Annotated in this window: 15 protein-coding genes; 8 read left to right on the top strand and 7 right to left on the bottom strand. The window is 70.2% G+C overall.

Going from position 1 to position 19,751, the window contains the following annotated elements; all coding sequences use genetic code 11:
• Positions 1-87 precede the first annotated feature (87 nt).
• From KGD87_RS31830 to KGD87_RS31815, 4 genes are all read left to right on the top strand, one after another.
• Complete coding sequence (locus tag KGD87_RS31830; protein ID WP_284664708.1) at positions 88-402, top strand: hypothetical protein; 315 nt, start codon at positions 88-90, stop codon at positions 400-402.
• A gap of 109 nt (positions 403-511) precedes the next feature.
• Complete coding sequence (locus KGD87_RS31825; protein WP_284664707.1) at positions 512-1,774, top strand: TolC family protein; 1,263 nt, start codon at positions 512-514, stop codon at positions 1,772-1,774.
• On the top strand, positions 1,771-2,970 hold the full coding sequence (locus KGD87_RS31820) for an efflux RND transporter periplasmic adaptor subunit (RefSeq protein ID WP_284664706.1): 1,200 nt from the start codon (positions 1,771-1,773) through the stop codon (positions 2,968-2,970). The genes KGD87_RS31825 and KGD87_RS31820 overlap by 4 nt, the downstream gene beginning before the upstream one ends.
• Positions 2,960-6,109 (top strand): efflux RND transporter permease subunit, encoded by a 3,150-nt coding sequence (locus KGD87_RS31815; RefSeq protein WP_284664705.1) that lies wholly within the window; start codon positions 2,960-2,962, stop codon positions 6,107-6,109. The genes KGD87_RS31820 and KGD87_RS31815 overlap by 11 nt, the downstream gene beginning before the upstream one ends.
• A gap of 60 nt (positions 6,110-6,169) precedes the next feature.
• On the opposite strand, the gene KGD87_RS31810 is transcribed toward KGD87_RS31815, so the two are convergent.
• The 4 genes from KGD87_RS31810 to KGD87_RS31795 all read right to left on the bottom strand — a co-directional run bounded on the left by KGD87_RS31810 (position 6,170) and on the right by KGD87_RS31795 (position 11,407).
• On the bottom strand, positions 6,170-7,051 hold the full coding sequence (locus KGD87_RS31810) for a hypothetical protein (RefSeq protein WP_284664704.1): 882 nt from the start codon (positions 7,049-7,051) through the stop codon (positions 6,170-6,172).
• Positions 7,052-7,203: 152 nt separating this feature from the next.
• Complete coding sequence (locus KGD87_RS31805) at positions 7,204-8,295, bottom strand: Rieske 2Fe-2S domain-containing protein (RefSeq protein WP_284664703.1); 1,092 nt, start codon at positions 8,293-8,295, stop codon at positions 7,204-7,206.
• Between the two features lie 88 nt (positions 8,296-8,383).
• Positions 8,384-8,797 (bottom strand): four-helix bundle copper-binding protein, encoded by a 414-nt coding sequence (locus KGD87_RS31800; protein ID WP_284664702.1) that lies wholly within the window; start codon positions 8,795-8,797, stop codon positions 8,384-8,386.
• Between the two features lie 126 nt (positions 8,798-8,923).
• Entirely contained in the window at positions 8,924-11,407 is a 2,484-nt protein-coding gene (locus KGD87_RS31795) for a heavy metal translocating P-type ATPase (RefSeq protein ID WP_284664701.1), read from the bottom strand.
• A 131-nt stretch (positions 11,408-11,538) separates the two neighbouring features.
• On the opposite strand from KGD87_RS31795, the gene KGD87_RS31790 reads away from it, so the two are divergent.
• Positions 11,539-12,933 carry a chloride channel protein gene (locus KGD87_RS31790; RefSeq protein ID WP_284664700.1) on the top strand — a complete coding sequence of 465 codons (1,395 nt, stop codon included), beginning with the start codon at positions 11,539-11,541 and terminating at the stop codon, positions 12,931-12,933.
• A gap of 71 nt (positions 12,934-13,004) precedes the next feature.
• Here KGD87_RS31790 and KGD87_RS31785 read toward each other — a convergent pair whose 3' ends face one another.
• On the bottom strand, positions 13,005-14,432 hold the full coding sequence (locus KGD87_RS31785) for an ISKra4 family transposase (protein WP_350100530.1): 1,428 nt from the start codon (positions 14,430-14,432) through the stop codon (positions 13,005-13,007).
• Between the two features lie 210 nt (positions 14,433-14,642).
• Between KGD87_RS31785 and KGD87_RS31780 the strand changes: the two genes are divergently transcribed.
• The 3 genes from KGD87_RS31780 to KGD87_RS31770 all read left to right on the top strand — a co-directional run bounded on the left by KGD87_RS31780 (position 14,643) and on the right by KGD87_RS31770 (position 17,624).
• The gene (locus KGD87_RS31780) at positions 14,643-15,113 is read left to right on the top strand and encodes a hypothetical protein (RefSeq protein ID WP_284664699.1); all 471 of its coding nucleotides are present in this window, start codon (positions 14,643-14,645) and stop codon (positions 15,111-15,113) included.
• Between the two features lie 349 nt (positions 15,114-15,462).
• On the top strand, positions 15,463-16,551 hold the full coding sequence (locus KGD87_RS31775) for an MbnP family protein (protein ID WP_284664698.1): 1,089 nt from the start codon (positions 15,463-15,465) through the stop codon (positions 16,549-16,551).
• Complete coding sequence (locus KGD87_RS31770; protein ID WP_284664697.1) at positions 16,548-17,624, top strand: cytochrome-c peroxidase; 1,077 nt, start codon at positions 16,548-16,550, stop codon at positions 17,622-17,624. The genes KGD87_RS31775 and KGD87_RS31770 overlap by 4 nt, the downstream gene beginning before the upstream one ends.
• A gap of 12 nt (positions 17,625-17,636) precedes the next feature.
• Here the strand turns inward: KGD87_RS31770 and KGD87_RS31765 are convergent, their stop codons facing one another.
• Positions 17,637-18,776, bottom strand: coding sequence for a methanobactin export MATE transporter MbnM (locus KGD87_RS31765; RefSeq protein WP_284664696.1), 1,140 nt, complete (start codon positions 18,774-18,776; stop codon positions 17,637-17,639).
• 12 nt (positions 18,777-18,788) lie between these two features.
• Positions 18,789-19,613, bottom strand: a complete 825-nt coding sequence (locus tag KGD87_RS31760; protein ID WP_284664695.1) for an MbnP family copper-binding protein — start codon at positions 19,611-19,613, stop codon at positions 18,789-18,791.
• Positions 19,614-19,751 lie beyond the last annotated feature (138 nt).

Raw genomic sequence — 19,751 nt, 5'->3', positions numbered from 1 at the left:
GTCGTCTTCCCCAGCGGGCGAGGAGACCCACTCCGTGTGAGTCCCTCGCACGCATCGCGCTTGGAAACGTGGTAGAAGGCCGCCAGCGTGCTCCGAATCTGGCTCCTCGTCTGCCTGTTCCTGTTCGCCCCGGGCCTGGGGGGCTTGATGCCCACCCTCACTGGCGCGGTGGGCGAGGTCTGCACGCAGCGCTGCCCGGACGATGATGACCAGGGGCAGTGCGCCCCGGACTGCATCGACTGCACCTGCTGTGGCCACGTGCGCTCCGTGGCCGCGCATGCCCCGCCGCCTCCCTTCGTGCTGCTCGTGTCGCGGCCCTTGCGCGTCGCCTACGAGAAGTCCGAGCCGCTGTCCGCCGACGTGGGCGACATCCTCCACGTCCCCATAGCGCCCCTCGCGTAGGTCGCGTCCGCCGTCTCGTTCGCTCGCGTCCGCCAGGACAGGTGTGCCCGTGTGTCATCGCGGGGCACGCTCCACCTGACGCGCGCCTCCCTTTCGCGAGGTCATCGCCGTGCCCCTTCCACTCGCGGTGGCAGCCTTCGGGCTCGCCGCCGCACTCCTCCTCCCGCGTGTCGCCGCGGCCCAGCCGGGCTCCGCCGACGCCGCGCTGTCTCTTGAAGAAACCCTGGCCCTGGCCCGCCAGCGCGCGCCCGCGCTGCGGGATGCCGCGGGCCGCGCCGCCGAGGCCCAGGGCCCCGTGACGGCCGCCGCGTCGCTGCTGAACGACAACCCCACCTTCCAGCTCCAGGCGGGCCCACGCAGCGACCCTGGCTCGCCGGGACACCCCGCCATGCGTGGGGTGGACTTGAGCGTGGGCATCAGCCAGTCCTTCGAGCTGGGCGGAAAGCGTGGCGCCCGCCGGGAGTCCGCGCGCGCCGGGCTGGAACTGGAGACGGCCCACCAGCGCGACGCCGAGCGCCGGGTGCTGGGCGACGTCGCCGCGCGCTTCCTCCAGGCGCTGCATGCGCGGGAGCGGCTGAGCCTCGCGCGAGAAGCCGAGGCCGCCGCCCGGGAGACCGCGAGCTCCGCCCAGCGGCGCTTCGAGGCCGGGGATGTGCCCGTGGTGGACGTCAACGTGGCGCGCGTGTCCCTGGCCCGCATGCGCGCGGAGGTGGCCACCGCGGAGGGGGACGAGGCCGTCCAACTCCACCAGTTGCGCGCGATGTTGGGCCTTCCGCTCACGCACCCGCTGGCCATCCGCGGTGAGCTGCGGTTGCTCGCGCTCCAGCCTGCCACGGAGGCCAGGACAGACACTGTCGCCGCGCGGCCCGACATCGCCGCGCTGGAGGCGGAGTTGGCGCAGGCGGATGCCGACCGCCGCATGGGCCAGGCCGGCGCCTGGCCGGACGTCACCGCGGGGTTCATGTACCAGCGGGAGATTGATGAGGTCTCCTACCTCGGCACGTTGAGCGTGCCGCTGCCGCTCTTCGCCCGGGGCGACAGTGCCCGGGTGACGGGCGAGGCCCGCGTGCGCCGGCTCCAGTCCCTGCTGGCCGCGGCCCGGTCGGAAGTGGACGTCCAGGTGGAGGCCGCGCGCGTGCGGCACCGCAAGCGGCTGGAGGCCGTGACGCTGCTGGAGGCCGACGCCCTGCCGCTGCTCAACGACAACGAAAGTCTCGCGCGCCGCTCCTACGACGCCGGAGAGATGGGCCTCGCCGAATTCCTCCTCGTTCGCCGCGACACGCTGGAAGCGCGTGCCGCCTACCTCGACAGCCTTCTCCAGGCAGCCCTCGCCCGCGTCCAGCTGGCCGTGGAGACCGGAGCCCTTCCATGAAGCCCCTCCACGCCGCGGTGGCCACCCTCCTCCTGCTCACCGCATGCAAGCGCGAGACGCCACATGACGAGCACGCGCACGGGCAGGACGAGCACGCCGCCCAGGAAGGTGCCCCGCATGACGACCATGGCGAGCCCCACGTCCGCGTCGCTTCGGAGATGTTGAGAGACTTGCGCATCACCACCGCGCCCGTGGGCGTGCGGCCGGGCGGTGAGACTGTCACCGTCCTGGGAGAGCTCACCTTCAGCGAGGACGCCTACGCGGAGGTGGCCTCCCCCATCACCGCCCGCGTGAGCGCCGTCTTCGTCACCACCGGTCAGGAGGTGAAGCAGGGCGACAAGCTCGCGGACCTGCGCAGTCCGGAGCTGGGCAAGGCGCGCGCGTCGCTGCAAGCGGCCCAGGCCCAGGCCACCGCCGCGCGACAGGCCGCCGAGCGCAAGCGCACGCTCGCCGACGAGCGCATCATCGCGCGCAAGGACGTGCAGGCCGCCGAAGCGGAGGCCGCCGCCGCAGAAGCCTCGGTCGCCGCCGCGCGCGCGGAGCTGGTGGCGCTGGGCGTGAGTGAAGCGGAGCCGCGGGGGGGAAACGTCCCCCCGGGCTTCGTCCTGCGCGCGCCCCTGTCCGGCACCGTCGTCGAGCGCACCGCGCGGCTGGGGCAGATGGCGGACCCCAACCAGCCGCTCTTTTGCATTGGGGATGTGTCCTCGCTGTGGCTGGTGGTGCACGCCTTCGAGCGGGACGCCGTGCGCATCCAGCGTGGCACGCAGGCTCGCATCACCTTCGCGGCCTTTCCGGGCCAGGAGTTCATGGCGAAGGTGGGCCACGTGGGGCAGCGCGTGGACGCGACTTCCCGCACCATCCCCGTGCGGCTGGAGCTGGACAACGCCGACGGGCACCTGCGGCCCGGCATGTCCGCGTCGGCCTACATCCCCCTGGGAGACCCGGGCGCGCCCATCACCGCCGTGCCCGCCGCGGCGCTCCAGCGGCTGGAGGGCGGCTGGGTGGCCTTCCTCCCCACGGAGACGCGCGGCGTCTTCGAGCGTCGCGAGGTGGGCCGGGGCCGCACGCTGGGCGGCGACGTGGAGGTCCTCACCGGACTGAAGCCCGGAGAGCAGGTGGTGGTGGAGGGCGCGTTCCTGCTCAAGGCGGAGGCGGAGAAGCTGAGCGGCGGAGGGAGTGACGGCCATGCGCACTGAGGCCCCCGACTCCCTGATGAACCGCATCCTGCGGGCCTCCTTCGCGCGGCCCGGCCTCACCGTGTTGCTGGCCCTGGCGCTCTCCGCCTTCGGCGCGGTGGCGCTCCAGGGGCTGACGCGAGACGTGTTCCCGGACCTGTCCGCGCCCATCTTCAACGTCATCGTCCAGAACCCGGCGATGGGCGCGCAGGAGCTGGAGACGGCCGTGGCCATCCCCATGGAGGTGGCGCTCGCGGGCCTGCCCGAGGTGCGCCGCATCCGCTCGACCTCGCAACTGGGCGTCACCCAGCTCACGGTGGAGTTCGAACCAGACGCCGACTACTTCCGCAGCCGGCAGTACGTCGTCGAGCGCGTGGCCCAGGCGCAGAGCGAGCTCCCCCCCGGCACGGACGCGCCGCTGATCTCCAGCCTCACCGGGCGGCTCAACGAGGTGTTCGAGTTCACCCTGGAAGCGGAGCCCGGCGCGGCGGAGCTGATGACGCTGCGGGATTTGGCCGAGTTCGAGGTGAAGAACCGGCTGCTCGCCGTTCCCGGTGTCGCCGGGGTGGAGCGACTGGGCGGTTACCTGCGCCAGTTCCAGGTGCAGCTCGACCCGGACCAGATGGTGGCGCGTGGCATCACCCTGAACCAGGTGGAGCACGCGCTGGAAGGCGCCAACCTCAACGCCTCGGGCGGCTTCGTGGTGCAGGGCCCCATGGAGTGGACGGTGCGCGCGGTGGGGCGCGCGGAGTCGGTGGAGGACCTGCGCGACACCGTGGTCGCCGTGCGCGACAGCACGCCCGTGCTGCTGGGCGACGTGGCCGACATCCGCGAGGCCCCCGCCGTGCGCCGGGGCATCGCCCACCGGCTGAAGGGCGAGGTGGTGAGCTGCCGGGTCATCAAGCAGTTCGGCGCGGACACGCAGCGGGTGACGGCGGGCATCCGCGTCGCCATCCAGGAGCTGCGACAGGGCCTGCCGCCCGGCGTGCAGCTCCGCATCGTGTATGACCAGTCGGTGCTGGTGGACTCCGCGCTGGGCGGCGTCAGCCGGGCCATCCTGCTGGGCGCGGTGCTGGTGGTGCTCGTCCTCTTCCTGCTCCTGGGGGACTGGCGCGCGGCGCTCATCGTCACGCTCACCCTGCCCCTGTCCCTGGCGTTGGCGGGCGTGCTGCTCAAGGTCGCGAACATCGGCATCAACACGATGACGCTGGGCGGACTGGCCATCGCCGTGGGCCTGCTGGTGGACGCGGCCATCATCGTCACGGAGAACATTGTCCACGGCCTGCGGGAAGCGAAGGGCCAGCGCTCCCGTCGTGACGTGGCGCTGGCGGCGTCCATGGAGATGGCCCGGCCCATCGCCTTCGCCACGCTCATCGTCGTGTCCGTGTTCATCCCCCTGTTCGCCATGACGGGCATCGAGGGGCGCATGTACCAGCCGCTCGCCGCGGCCGTGGTGGCCTGCCTGACGGCGTCGCTGGGGCTGGCCCTCACGCTGGTGCCGGTGGCGTCCGGGCTCTTCCTGCGCGCGCCCCGCGAAGGACAGCCCGAGGACGTGTGGCTCATCCGCGAAATCAAACACGTCTACGCGCCCCTGCTGGAGGCGTGCATGCGCCACGCGGGGCTGGTGCGGCTGGTGGCCCTGGCCGTCACCGTGCCCGCGCTGTCACTGGCCTTCGTGGTGGGCAGCGACTTCATGCCGAAGCTGGATGAAGGCGCGCTGCTGCTCCAGACGGTGCTGCCCCCGGAGGCCTCGCTGGAGGAGGTGGACCGGCTCAACCACCTGGTGGAGGACGCGCTGCTGAAGTTCCCGGAGGTGGAGGACGTGGTGCGCCGCACGGGTCGCGCCGAGCGCACGGAGGACCCGATGCCGCACACGCTGTCGGACGTGCTCGTCGTCCTCAAGCCGGAGCGAGGGCGCTCGATGGAGGACCTGGAGGCCGCGATGCGCGAGGCGGTGGGGCAGGTCCCCGGCGTGACGACGCTGTTCACCACGCCGCTGGGCATGCGCATCGATGAAGGGCTCGGCGGCAGCCCGGCGGACCTCTCCGTGCGCATCTTCGGGCCGGAGCTGGAGACGCTGGCCGGGCTGGCGGAGCGGGCGCACGCCATCATGGCGAAGGTGGAGAGCGTGGAGGACCTGCGGGCGGAGAAGCTGACCGGCCTGCCCCAGCTCCGCGTCACCGTGAATCGCGCCGCGGTGGCCCGCGTGGGCCTGACGCCCGGAGACGTCATCCACGCCGTGCAGGTGGGACTGGTGGGCAAGGAGTTCGCCCAGGTGTGGAAGGGCCAGCGCCGCTATGACTTGTTGCTGCGGCTGGCGGACCACCGCCGGGGAGACGCCACCGCCATCCGGGGCCTGCTGGTGGACGGACATGACGGCACGCGCATCCCGTTGAGCCAGCTGGCCACCATCGAGGAGACGTTCGGCGCGGGCAGCATCCGCCGTGAGGCGGGCAGCCGGCGCATCGCCGTGGAGGCCAGCGTCGCGGGTCGGGATTTGGGCAGCACGGCGGCCGAGGTGCGCGAGCGGCTGGCGGCGGAGCTGAAGCTGCCCACCGGCTACTTCCTGGACGTGGGCGGCCGGGTGGAGAGCCAGCAGCGCGCCGCGCAGGCGATGACGGTCGCCATCGCGGTGGCCCTGCTCGCGGTGTTCATCCTGCTGTACCTGGCGCTGGGCTCACTTGCGGAGTCACTGGTCATCATCGCCACCCTGCCGGACGCCTTCGTCGGCGGCATCCTCGCGCTGCTCATCGCCGGGGAGACGTGGAACGTGTCCAGCCTGGTGGGCCTCATCGGCCTGTTTGGCATCGCCGTCCAGAATGGCCTGGTGCTGGTGGCGCAGACGAAGCTGCTCATGCAGCACGGCAAGCCCTTCGAGGAGGCCATTCGGGAGGCGAGCATCGGCCGCGTCCGCCCCAAGCTGATGACGGCGGGCACCGCCATCCTGGGCCTGCTGCCGCTGCTGGTGTTGCCACTGCACGGCACGGAGGTGGAGCGCCCCCTGGCCGTCGTCATGGTGGGCGGGCTCGTCACCTCCACGCTGTTCACCCTGCTGGTGCTGCCCACCTTCTACGCCTTCGTGCACGGGTGGCAGGCGCGGGTGACGCAGCGGCTGGCGGCCCGGAAGGCGGCTCGGACGCAGACGCCAGCGGAGCCCTGAGACGACGTCCCGCATGAGGCGCCGCCGCCCAGTTCTCCCAGGGCGGCGGCGAACCCGCGCCTACTTCGCGTTGGTGACCATGTCGGCGCGCACCTTGCCGACGATGCCCTCCCACTTCCCGTTGGCGCCGTGGCCGTGGGACTCGCCGTCGTCGCGGAACTTCACGAAGTGGTTGGTCCACTTGGCCCGGCCGCCCTCACAGGCGTTGGAGCCCAGCGTCAAGTCATTGCAGAACCAGTCGGACGTGTTGCAGTAGGCCCCACCCGCGCTGCCCGACACGCCACCCGTGGAGTGGTAGGACACCGCGTCGTCGTCCTGGCCCGGGAGCAGCCCCGAGTACACCTTGCCCTTGGCGCCCGCGAACATGTTGAAGCGGATGCCGCGCGTGGTGTTGTGGTTGTACATGGCGCGCGCGGTGGTCGTCACGAGGTCGCCGACGATGGGGTCCTTCACCGCCCACTCCCCCATGTCCGCCAGCTCGCTCCCACCGCCGGCGCCCGACGCCACGTTCACCCACTTGATGTTCCACCCCGTCTGCGTCTTCCCGTCGGTGTTTCCACACACACCGCTGGAGTTGGGCGTCGCGTTCTTCTTGTAGCGCGCCGAGCCGCCATACAGCGCCAGCGCGTAGCCAATCTGGAGGTTCCCCGCGCTGTGCACGGCGATGTAGCACCAGTTGTTTCCGGTGCAGTAGCAGTCGAGCGCATCCCGGATGCGCGCGTTCTGCCCGCCAATCCGCTGCCGCCCATCCCAGTTGACGGCCTTCTTGTTCACCCCGGCCGCCGTGGACGCGGGGCCCCAGGCGGAGAAGTCGGCGTAGTTGCCCGGCTTCGTGCCTCCGGAGTTCTTCCCGTGAATCCACAGGGTGTAGTTGGTGGCCAGCGCCTGGGGCGCGAACAACAGCGCAGCGCCTGCCAGCGCCGCGCGAACGGGAAACCGCATGGGGGACTCCGGGGGGATTGCGAGGGGACGCCACGCTAACAGCGTGCGAGTGTTTCAGCCCATGGCTCCCTTCAGACACATGGAGCTGACCCAGGTATCGTGAGACCCGGTGTCTCCACCGTGTTTCACGACACACCGCGTCGCAATGCCTCTCAGGTCCGCATCTTCAGTCGTGTTTCATGCACCGCGTCCCCTACGGCGCCGGGCTTCTCGCGCTCGGCGGCGCGCAGCAGGCGGAGGATGCCGGGCCCGAGCACGTCGATTTCGGTGGAGGCATAGGCCTCCGTTCCGAAGCGGCGGATGGTCTCCGTCTGCTGCCGGAGGATGCGCGCGTCCTGCCCGAAGATGTGGAGCGCCACGGGCATGATGAGCGGGAGCGCCGCGCGCACCAACCAGCGGGGCAACGGCAGACGGAACGTCACCACCGCGTACACCAACGTGTCCCAGTCCGACACGGGCGTCATCGCGGAGGTCACCAGGATGTGGCTGGTGTCACCGATGCGGTACTCCACCTGGGCGATGGAGGGCATCAGGAAGCGGTCGAAGTGCTGCACCATCCCGCCCCCCGGCGCGAGCAGCCGGCCCACGAGCCCGCTGGGACGCGGCTCGCCGATGTACTCCGCCTCCACCTTGTCCGCGCTCCGGCGCACCACCACGTCGATTTCGTTCCGCTTCTCCTCGGTGCGGAACAGCCCGCCGTGGAGGTACGCGGTGTGGGGCACGTCCAGCGTGTTCTCCAGCGTGGAGTGCAGCGACCCGGGGGCCCGCAGCGCGCGGCGCACGGTGGTGTATTCACGCGCCTCCAGCAGCGGGAAGCGGTAGGGCTCCGTGGTGGGCTCGACGCCCGGCGTGGAGTAGACCCAGACGAAGCCATCCTGCTCGCGCGTGGCGTGCGCCGTGGCGCAGCGGGCGCGCGCGCCGGGCTCGCCCAGGAAGCCAGGGATGGCGCGGCACTGCCCCGCGCCGTCGAAGCGCCAGCCGTGGTAGCCGCACTGGAGCTGGCCTTCCTTCACCCGCCCCAGCGACAGCGGCACGTTGCGGTGCGGGCAGCGGTCCACCAGGGCCGCGGGCTTGCCGCCCTCGCCCCGGAAGAGCACCAGGGGCGAGCCCTGGAGCGTGCGAGCCAGGGGCTTGTCTCCCAGCTCGCTCGAAGCGCAGAGGATGAACCAGGCGTTGGGCAGGTGGACGACGGAGATATGTCCAGCGGGCGTACCGGAGGTGCGCCCCTCCTCGCGAGAGCTCATAGAGCGCACTCTAATCGGCCTCGACGGCGAGTGAAGGGCTCCGCGACAGGGCCGTTCCGGCTTGCCTGGACTCTTCTGGGCGGACACCTCACGCGGGGAGGTCGGCGGCGCGCTGGGCGGCCTCCGGGTTGGGCGTCTGCGGCATGACCCCGCCGCCCATCCTCCAGCACGACTCCGAGCACTGGGCGCACATGTCCGCGCAGGCCTTCATCACCACGTCCTCGCCCATGCGCGCGCAGGACTCCTCGCAGCGCCCAGAGACCTCCGAACAGGCGAAACAGGTGCGGCTGTGCAGCTCCGAGCCACGCAGCATGAAGTTCGCGCTCGTCTGGCAGATTTCCGCGCAGTCCATCAGCAAGCGCAGGTGTCTGGCCTCCGCATGCTTGCCGCCCTTTCCCAGACAATACGTCAGCGTCTCCATGCAGACGCGGTGACAGGCCAGGCAATCCTCGATGCACTGGCGCAGGTCGCTGTCGGCGTTCGTCACTTCGGCTGAGGCCATGGTGTCCACCTCTCCCGGGGCGCGGTGCGTTCGATTTCAAGGGTGGACATCCCCGCGCCGCTCCGCGGCGCCCCGGCGGGCCGCCGCCCGGTACACAGGCGGCCTCCCACGCAGCGGGGCCTACCGCTACAGCTTCAGCTTCCGCAGCCGGAGCGCGTTGCCGATGACGGACACCGACGAGAGGCTCATCGCGGCGCTGGCGAAGATGGGGCTGAGGAGCAGCCCGAAGACGGGGTACAGCACACCCGCCGCCACCGGCACACCCACGGCGTTGTAGACGAAGGCGAAGAAGAGGTTCTGCCGGATGTTGCGCAGCGTGCCCTGACTCAAGCGGCGTGCCCGAGCGATGGCCCGCAGGTCCCCCTTCACCAGCGTCACGGCCGCGCTCTCCATCGCGATGTCCGTCCCCGTGCCCATGGCGATGCCCACGTCCGCTTGCGCCAGCGCGGGCGCGTCGTTGACGCCGTCCCCCGCCATGGCCACCACCCGCCCCTCCTGCTGGAGCTTCCGGACGGCGTCCCCTTTCGCCTCCGGCAGCACCCCGGCGATGACCTCCGTGATGCCCAGCCGTCGCGCCACCGCGTCCGCCGTCGTCTGGCTGTCGCCCGTGAGCATCACCACGCGAAGGCCTTCCTCGCGCAGCAACGCCAGGGCCTCCGGCGTGGAGGACTTCACCGGGTCCTCGACGCCGAGCAACCCCGCGGCCTGCCCCTCCACCGCCACCAGCACCACTGTCTGGCCGTCGGCCCGCAGCGCCTCTGCGCGGGCGGTCAGGTCCCCCCCATGCACCTGGAGCGCGTCCGTCAGGGCCGCGTTGCCCAGGGCCACCTCGACGCCCTCTACCCGGCCCACGACACCCTTGCCCGTGAGCGAGCGGAAGTCCTCCACGGGCGCCAGCGTCACGCCGCGCTCCCTCGCGCCCGCGACGATGGCCGCGGCCAGCGGGTGCTCACTGCCGCGCTCCAGGCTCGCGGCCAGTCGCAGCAGTCGCGCCTCCTCGAAGCCCGGCGCGGGCACCACCGTCACGAGGCGCGGCTTGCCCTCGGTGAGCGTGCCCGTCTTGTCCACCACCAGCGTGTCCACCGCCTCCAGCCGCTCCAGCGCCGCCGCGTCGCGGATGAGGACGCCCGCCTGGGCGCCGCGCCCGGTGCCCACCATGACGGACATGGGCGTGGCCAGCCCCAGCGCACAGGGGCAGGCGATGATGAGCACCGCCACCGCGTTGACCACCGCGTGCGCCAATCGAGGCTCGGGGCCCCAGAGGGCCCACACACCCGCCGTCACCACCGCCACCGCGATGACCACCGGCACGAAGACGGCCGCCACCTTGTCGGCGAGCCGCTGAATCGGCGCGCGGGTGCGCTGCGCTTCACTCACCCGCTGGACGATGCGGGCGAGCAGCGTGTCCTGGCCCACGCGCTCGGCGCGCATCACCAGGGAGCCCGTGCCATTCACCGTGCCGCCCGTCACCTGCGCGTCCGGGCCCTTCTCCACGGGCAGCGACTCGCCCGTCACCATGGACTCGTCCACCGCGCTGGTGCCCTGGAGCACCACGCCGTCCACGGGCACCTTCTCTCCGGGACGCACGCGCAACGTGTCCCCAGACTGGACGCTCGCGAGCGGCACATCCTCCTCGTGCCCGCCCGCTCCGATTCGCCGCGCCACCGGCGGCGCGAGGCTCAGCAGCGCCCGCAGTGCCCCGGAGGTCGCATGCCGGGCGCGCAACTCCAACACCTGGCCCAGCGCGACCAGGGTGACGATGACGGCGGCGGCCTCGAAGTAGAGGGGCGCGGAGCCGCCATGCCCCGTGCGCAGCCCCTGTGGCAGGGCCCGCGGCAGCAGCGTGGCGAAGACGCTGAACAGATACGCCGCGCCCGTCCCCAGGGCGATGAGGGTGAACATGTTGAGGTGCCGGTTGCGCACCGACGCCCAGCCGCGCTGGAAGAAGGGCCAGCCCACCCAGAGCACCACGGGCGTGGCCAGGACGAGCTGCGCCCAGGCCAGCACGCCCGCGGACACCGCGTGTTGCACCGGCTGCCCCGGGAGCATGTCCGACATGGCCAGCACGAGCAGCGGCGCCGTGAGCGCCAGTCCCACGCGGAAGCGCAGCCGCATGGATTGCAGCTCCGGGTCCGGCGGCTCCTCCGCCAGCACCGTGCGCGGCTCCAGCGCCATGCCGCACTTGGGGCAGCTCCCCGGGCCGTCCTTCACCACCTCCGGGTGCATGGGGCACACGTACTCCACGCGGGACGCCTGGACGGGGAGCGTCTCGGGCTCCAACGCCATGCCGCACTTGGGGCAGGCGCCGGGATGCGACTGACGGACCTCCGGGTCCATGGGGCAGACGTACAGGGCGCCCGGCGCCGGTGTCGGCTCCGGAGCGGTCTCCGCAGGCAAGAGGTAGCGCTCCGGGTCCGCGCGAAACCGCTCCCGGCACCGGGGATTGCAGAAGGCGTAGGTCAGCCCGGCGTGCTCCAGGTGGCCGCCCTTCGGGGCGCTCGGGTCGACCTTCATTCCGCAGACGGGGTCGATGGCGGGCGGCTCCCCGTCCGGAGAGGGAGGAGGCGTGTGGGAATGTGGCGCGTGCGGGTGCGAATGGGATTGGGACATGGCGCTTCGAGGCTCCTTTCGTCCAGGCCAACGAAGCACCCGGCCGGCTCTTACAGGGTGTCCCTCCAGAGGTAAGCGCTCCTCCGCCCACGGACATTTACTTTGGTCTCAAACAACGTAGCCTCCCGCCCATGGCAGGTCGTCGCGAACCCCTGGATGAGGAGCAGCGAGCCCTTCACGACTCCTGGGACACGGTGCTCCGCACGGTGGGCCGGGTGGTGCTGAGCACGGTGCTCATCTGGGGGGTGTGCTCGGCGCTGCGGTATGGCGTCCACGCCACCAGTGACACGCTGCTGGCGTTCGCGTCGGGGCGGAGCCTCTGGTGGGCGCCGCTGGTGCTCGCGGGCGTGCTGCTGCTGGGCGGGCTGCTGCGCGGCCTGCTCAACCGCCAGCCCGGCTGGAGCGACGTGGCCTCGGACGGGGTGAACGTCGCGCTCCACAACTACCACATCACCTACGAGGACCCGGCGGACGACCCGCGCCCGCGCTACTCGCTGCCCGCCATCCGGCTGGCCCTGCGCAAGGCGGTGGCCACGCTGCTGACGCTGGGCAGCGGCGCGTCGGGCGGGCTGGAGGGTCCGGTGGTGCTGGTGGGGGAGTCCCTGGGCGCGGGCGTGGCCCGCCTCACCCGCGCCCGCTCCGAGCACACGCTGCGCACCTGCCAGTTGGCGGGAATCGCCGCGGCGGTGGGGACGCTGCTCAACGCGCCATTCGCCGCCGCGCTCTTCGCGCTGGAGGTCGTGTACGGCAACCGCATCGTCTACCGGAAGCTGGCGTACTGCCTGCTGGCGGGAATCATCGCGTACGCGCTCAACAATCGCTTCCTCGGCTTCAAGCCCATCTTCGTGGCGCCGCCGCACGCGCATACGTACACGCTGGGGGAGTACGGACTCACCGCGCTGGTGGCCGTGGCGGTGTCCGCGCCCATCGCGCTGCTGTTCGGCCTGGCCATGAAGCACACGCGACAGGTGGTGGAGCGCGCCAGCCCCGTGCTGCGCGGCGCCATGGGCGCGCTGTGCACCGTCCTGGTCGCCGGAGGGCTCTACTACGGCGTGGGCATGGACTTCCGGCACGTGCTGGGCATGGGCGAGTACACCATCGCCCAACTGTTCACGGGCGCGCCGGGGCCACTGTCGCTGTGGTGGTACCTGCTGCTCATCGTGGGCGGAAAGCTGCTCACGACCAGCTTCACGGTGCAGTCGGGTGGCTCGGCGGGCATGCTCATTCCGTCCATGGTGCTGGGCGGGGTGTCCGGCGCGGCCACGGCGCAGCTCCTCGCGTCGGTGACGGGCACGGGGCCCGCGGACGTGACGGTGTTCGTGGTGGTGGGCATCGCCTCCGCGCTGGTGGCCGTGGTCGGCGTGCCGCTGGCGGCCATCGCGCTGGTGCTGGAGGTGTTCGGCTCCGCGTACGGACCGCCCGCCGTCCTCGCCTGCTGCGTCACGTATGTGCTGACGCTGCGGCTGTCCGTCTACAACGAGCAGCGCCGCGTGCAGGCGGTGGCGGAGCCTGTCGCGAGCGCTTGAGCGTCAGGCGCCGCTTCCAGCGGCCCCGGCTCGCGAAACCTCGCTCCAGCCGGGTGTGGCTCCCATCCTGATCATGCTGCGCGCCGCACCTCGGCCCTCTGCGGCGCAAGCGTGAGGTGCATGGCAGCGTCCCACCGTTCCGAGAGCACCAGGGCGCGCAAGTCCAGGATGTGCTGGCCAGACGCCTCCTTCCAGCGGGCGCCAGGGCGCTTCATGCGCAGGGTGACGAGAGACTTGCAGGTGGCCTCCACGTTGCCGCTGCCAATGGGGAGTCCCCGTGCTCGGGCCTCGGCATAGTGCATTCGCTCGCCGTGGTTCTCCAGGTAGGTGAGGGCCTCGTGCACCGGCTGGCAGTCACCGAGGACGACATGCCGCTTGCCGCTTGCGTGCAACGCCATGGCAATCGTCCACGACGCTCCGGGCGTATTGAGCAAAGACAGCTTCCACTTCTCACGCAGCGCGGAGGCCTTCTCTCCCCCAGCCACCACGCGAGCCGCACGCCCGAGCTTCTCCATGAGGTGCCAGAAGTCCACCAGGCGCACCGGTTTCTTGGCCGAGGGGGCATGGGTGGCGAGCGCCTCGTCCAGCAAGGCGTGCAACTCGGGAGCGCCATCGGTGAGGACGGCGACGTACAGGCCGCGCCGTCTGGAAACCAGGGCCTGGACGTCGAGGGCCAGGCGCTCGGCCAACCCGCGGGCCTCGCCCCGCGACATCCGCCCGTAGCGCAGGGTGCCCAGCGCTTCGCCGTGGGCGTCATGGAAGGTGAGGCAGGCCGCGTAGGCCATGCGCCAGACGACGTCCACCGGGCGCGTGGGGGCGCCCTTGCGAGGACGGCCCACTGGCCGCCGCTTCGGCTCCTCCATCGGCACGGCCACCCTGTCCATGCTGACGCTCACGCCGCGAGTGCCTCGGGGCACTCTCAGCTCCCGGGCCAGCGCCGCCTCCACCCGAGGCCGCTGGCCGCCATACAGCGCTCCCACCGCATGCCCCACCCGCTCGAAGGAGGCTCGGCAATAGGGCAGCACACCCACCTGACGCGCCGTCGCCTCTGCCTCTCGCGACGTGCCTCGCGCCAGCAGGTACGCCATGGGCACCGCCGCCTCCGGTAACCAGCCGTCAGCCACGCACCCGGCTTGGACGCTGACGGTGTCCACCGTGGGGCCATTGCGCTCGCCCACCCGCCGATAAAGGCTTCTCTCTATTTCGACGGGCCCTTGCCGCGTCTTGTACGTCGCCGGGTACCGTCCGACTCGGACGTAGGGCTGGCCTTCGATGAGGACCTGGGCCGTGTCGAGGTCGAGCCCTCGAAGCAACCTCCGCTTCATCAACCGCTCCGTCTTCTCCGCTCCGGCATTCACCTCCTGCCACGCGGCGTCGAACGCGGCCAGGTCCCCTCTGCTCGCACCCTCCACCCCTCGGTGGGCGCGCTTCAGCGTCTCCTCCAGCGCCTTGACGCTGTCCTCGAACCCTTCCGCCACTTCGATGGTGACCTTCGGCATCGTCTGATGTCCTCCGGTGGCACAACCCGCCAGAAGCCTCTCATTCTGCCGACCACCAGGCACCCGGCGAGCCCCCTGCCTGGTTGCTCACTCGTTGCTCAGTTCCAGAGCCACACCCCTCCAGCCATACTTGTGACGCCATGCATGCGCCAACGCCCATGGGGCACCGGACAGCCCCCATGCCAGTCATCGCCCCAAACAAGTCACACCATGGCAACGACTTACACCGTCCTTGAAAAAATACACCACAACAAAACAACCCACCAAAAAGAAACAAATCCAAAACAAAACTCAAATCCAAACCCCTCAACTTGCCCCACCACGAAAGACGAGATAAACAACTCACATCCGCAACACAGCGGACCCGCCAAGCCACAAACGCCAAAGGACAACATACAAATGAAGCGCACAACCATCTCACTGATTCTGGCACTCTCAACAACACTCGGCCTGACTGCTTGCGGCACCGACCAGTCTGACATGCCGGAGCCCAGCGCCATTGAAGACAACGTGAGCGCTCAGGCCTGCCCCAATCCAGATGGATACTACTACTGCGTTAGTCAGCCAGGGATCCAGGTCTATTTCTATCCGTCTGCATGCGGGATTACGGGCATTACCGCCAGAAACGAGTGCAGAGAGCGCTGCGAGGAGGACCTGAACTGCGAGCGCGTCGATTTCTAAGACAGCGCACCACTTGCCAGCAACCATCTCTCTTCGAAACACATAAGAGGCGTCATGCACCGGGAATGCGGAGCAAAAGCCCCGCTGCACCCATCTGCCTTTGACGCCTTCAAAACAAGGAGAGACGGAGCCATCGCGTTCCATCTCTCCTTGTACCTTTCCAAGCAGAACCGACTCAACCAGCCAGCTTCTCAACGATTCCCGTTGCCCATCCCGACGAACTGGCCGAGTCCGCAAGGCACGGGCCGACAGAAATTCCGTGTCGGCGAGCACTGTCCCTGGCGAAATATTGCCGCGCGACAAAACGCCACAGCGCCGCCCGGGCGTGCTCCGGGCACAGTGCCGTGCCATGAAAAAGCACGCCTTCCTTTCGCTTCCAGCCCTGGGCCGGATGCTGGCCCTGACCACCGTGGCACTCCTAGCGCTGCCCGCTTGCGGCGATGACGGCGCGAGTGACGAGCAGCTCCAGGCCTCGGAGGACCAACGCCGCCAGCTCGAGCAGCAGGTCGCGGATCTCGAGGCAGAGGTCACCCGGCTCGAAGCCCAGGTTGCACAGCAGCAGCAAGACTCGGAAGCCGCCCAGGCGGAGCTGGCCGACATCACCCTGCAGCTCGACGAGGCACGGGAGCTGCTGGCTTCGCAGGATTGGGAGGGCGTCTATCAACAGCTCACCCAGGTGCGCGCGGAGCTCGCGGCGCTGCGGGCCCAATTGGCCGCCACGGACGGCAGGCTGGAGCTGAACGCCGCCTTCGTCTTCGGCACCTCGCCGTTCGCCCTGGGCCAGACGTACACCACCGTGGGCGGAGACACCGTCACCTTCTCCCAGGTGCGTTACTGGCTCTCCAACGTGACGCTGCTCAAGCAGGACGGCACCACGACGGCGCTGGCCGACAGCTACCACCTCATGGAGGTCATCAACGCGCAGGAGCTGGAAGGCACCTCGAACCCCGTGACGCTTCCCGCCAGCCGCCGCGAGCGCGTCCAGACCCGAGCGGTCCCCGCGGGCAGCTACACGGGCATCCGGTTCAGCATCGGCGTGGACCCCTCCTACAACGATGACCTGAGCCGTCATGCGGGCGAACTGCACGTCCTCCAGAACATGGCCTCCGTGAGCTGGATGTGGTTCACCAGCTACATCTTCACCAAGACGCACGGCACCTACGTGACGGCCGAGGACACACAGAGCGACTTCACCTGGGACACCGGCACCAACGCCAACTACCGCACGGTGGAGTTCTCGTTCCCCGCCGCCGTCACCGTCAATTCCCAGAAGCAGCTGGCGGTGAACCTGCATGCGAACGTGGAGGCCCTGTTCACGTCGCTCAGCCCGCGCAGCACGCCCAGCATTGGTGCCACGCAGAGCGCCGAGAGCGCCACGCTGTCGGACGGCTTCGCCAACATGTTCTCCCTGGTGTCGGTGGAGAACGCCGACCGATGAGCCCCGCGGCGCCGCGGGGGCTTGCCGCGCCGTTGCTGGCCCTGCTCCTCCTGGGCGCGTGCGGAGAAGGCCCCTCCTCGCCAGTCGAGGAGGGCCCCTTCCCGCGGCACCTCCCCATGGGGATGACCGCCATCCCCTCCCCTCCACACAACCCGCTCACGGCCGAGGGCATTGCCCTGGGCCGCTGGCTGTTCCACTCGCCGCGGCTGTCCTCCAATGGCCAGGTGTCCTGCGCCACCTGCCATGAGCAGGCGCGGGCCTTCGCGGACGACGCGGCCCTCACCCGGCGCGGCGTCAGCGGGCGTCCCCTGGTGCGACACGCCCCCGCGCTCATCAACCTGGCGTGGATGGAGGGACTCTTCTGGGATGGTGGCGCGAAGAACCTGGAGTCCCTGTCGCTGGCGCCCCTCACGCACCCGGACGAGATGGGCAACAGCCAGCTCCCGTCCATGTTGGCGCGCTTGTCCTCGGAGCCGGAGTTCGTCGAGCGCTTCGAGAGCGCCTTCGGCCCAGACAGCCACACCATGAGCAACCTGCTGCGCGCCCTGGCGCAATTCCAACGGACGCTCGTCTCCGCGGACTCCCGCTATGACAGGTGGCGCCGGGGCGAACCGGGAGCGGACCTGAGCCCCCAGGAGCAGCATGGGCTGGCGCTCGTCCAACAACACTGCGCCACGTGCCACGCCACGGAGCTCTTCACCGACAACGCCTACCACAACAACGGGTTGGATTCGGATGCGGCCTTTGGTGAAGGCGAGGCGGAGTCACGAGGCAGGGGACGCGTCACGCAGCGCCCCGAGGACGCGGGACGCTTCAAGACGCCCACCCTTCGCAACGTGGCCGTCACCGCGCCCTACATGCATGACGGACGGCTCGTGACCCTGGAGGACGTCCTGGAGCACTACCGCGGAGGCCTCGTGGCCTCCACGACGCTCGACGCCGTATTCCTGCACGAAGGACAGGCGCCCGGGCTGTCGCTGGATGACGCGGAGAAAGACGCCATCCTCGCCTTCCTCCACGCCCTGACAGATGAGCCGTTCCTCACCACGAGGGACCTGGCGCCCCCTCCGTGAGCACTGCGGTCCTCACGGTACGTTGAACGGGTCCGAGAAGCGCGGGTCCGTCAGGAACGCCGTGTCGGTGAGCGACTCGAGGAACGCCAGCACGTCTTCCTTCTCCTGCGCCGTCAAGGTGAAGCCTCGAACGAAGCCGCTCTGCAGCGGACTGGCCTCGCCGCCACTCACCAGCCGCGCGTGCCCGCCCGCGGCGTAGTGGTCCAGCACGTCCGACAGCGTGGCCAGACTGCCGTCATGCATGTACGGCGCGGTGACGGCCACGTTGCGCAGCGACGGCGCGCGGAAGCGCCCCATGTCCTCGGGACGGCCCGTCAGCTCGATGAGACCCGGATCCTCCGCCGGATATGTCCCCTGCCCGTCCACGTTGTACAGGCCCGTGTTGTGGAAGGGCAGGATGGGCTCGAACGTCGACTCGTGCACCGTGGCGTCCTGGAAGTTGAAGCCGGAGTGGCAGTGGTCACACTCCAGCCGCTCCGAGAAGAACAACTCCATGCCCCGCTTCTGCTGCCGCGTCATGGCCTCCACTTCATCGCCATACACATAGCGGTCATACGCGGAGCCGCCGGAGATGAGGCTGCGCTGGAACGACGCCAGTGCCCGCGTCAGCGTGGCCACGGACACGGGCTGCACGGCCTCCGGAAACGCGCGCTGGAACTCCGCCTCCAACTCCGGGACCGCGCGCAGCCGGCCGAGCAGCTCCTCTTCCCTGTCCCCGAAGCCCAGCTCCACCGGCTCCTTGCCGAACAAGGGCACCAACGCCTGCGCCTCCAGCGTCGTGAGCGAGGGGTTCGCCCAGGTGAGGCTCGTGGCATAGGCCACGTTGGCCAGCCCCTGGGAGTTGCGGCGGTGCGTCTCGCCCGTGCTGCCCTGCGAAGTCACCAGGGGCTCGGTGAAGGCGCGCGCCGGGTCATGGCAGGACGCGCAGGACTGCGTCTCGTTCCGTGACAGGCGCACGTCGAAGAAGAGCCTCCGCCCCAACTGCACCTTCTCCTCCGTCATCGGGTTGTCCGCGGGCACTCGCGGCGTGGGAAACCCCGCGGGCAGGTTCCACACGTAGGCCTCCGCCTCGCCAGCCTTGTCGCCACAGCCCGCTGCCAGCCAGGCCAACACCGCCAGCCCCCCTGCTCGTCTGCCCACGCGCCACGCCATGACGTCCCTCTCCTACTCCGCCTTGATGAACGCCTGAGGCCCCGGTGCCCCCTCCTGGCTCCGGTGCGTCAGCCCCATCCGGCTGAACACGGGCGCGCAGTCCGGGTCCGTCTGCTGCGACATGCACCCCACGGAGGTGTTGGGCACCGCCGCGTTCTCATCCAGGTTCGAGCCCGAGAAGAGCGCCCCCAAATCCAGCACCACCTTGCCAGACGCCAGGTTGAACGAGTCCAGGGCCACCTCCGGACGGTTGCCGAACGTACACCCCGCGGTGCCGTGCGTCTGGCCCTCCGGCGGCGGTGCACAGTCCGTGCTCCCCAGGTGCATGACGTGCCCTCCGGGCAGTCCCGTCGTCCGGCCCTCGATGCGCGTGAAGAGATAACCCGAGCGCCAGCTCCAGTAGAGGCTCGTGTCGTTCAGCGGCGGGGGCGCCGTGGACACGTCGAGGTGGTTCTGCGTCTCCGGCACGCCCAGCTTGAAGCGCAGGCCGGTGTAGTTGCCCTCGGGCGCCGTGCCGGTGATTCGCAGGTTCGTCGCCTGCGTGCCGTTGGTGCACTGTCCCGTCTTGTCCGCGAAGTCGAGCAGCGCCGTGCCTTCGACCTGCCACCGCTCGTCTTGGTCGAGCTCCAGCGACACCTCGGTGCCCTCCGCCGTGACGAGCCGGACGTCGTGCAGGTACACGCGCAGGTCCATGGGCTCGTACGTCGTCCCCGTTGTCCCCACCCCGGTGTAGGAGCGGCCACATGCGAAGGGCTCGCTGCCCACCCGGGCCTCGAAAGGGATGGCGAACTCCTTGCCATCACAGCCAAGGGCGCCCAGCAGCGCGAAGGGAAGCATACGGACGGCACGACGACGAGCGGACACCATGGCGGACTCCCTTGGAATGGAGTCTTCGGCGTAACGCAATCCCGCCGGGTGGAGAACGTGGCAAGTTGCCACAGGCCGAAGTCCTTGCCCCATGGAGGGCAGCAGGCG

The sequence above is a fragment of the Myxococcus sp. SDU36 genome (assembly GCF_030168875.1).
GTDB classification, from domain to species: domain Bacteria; phylum Myxococcota; class Myxococcia; order Myxococcales; family Myxococcaceae; genus Myxococcus; species Myxococcus vastator.
Note: the sequence above shows the minus strand (reverse complement) of the source record. Positions and strands in the feature narration are given on the sequence as shown.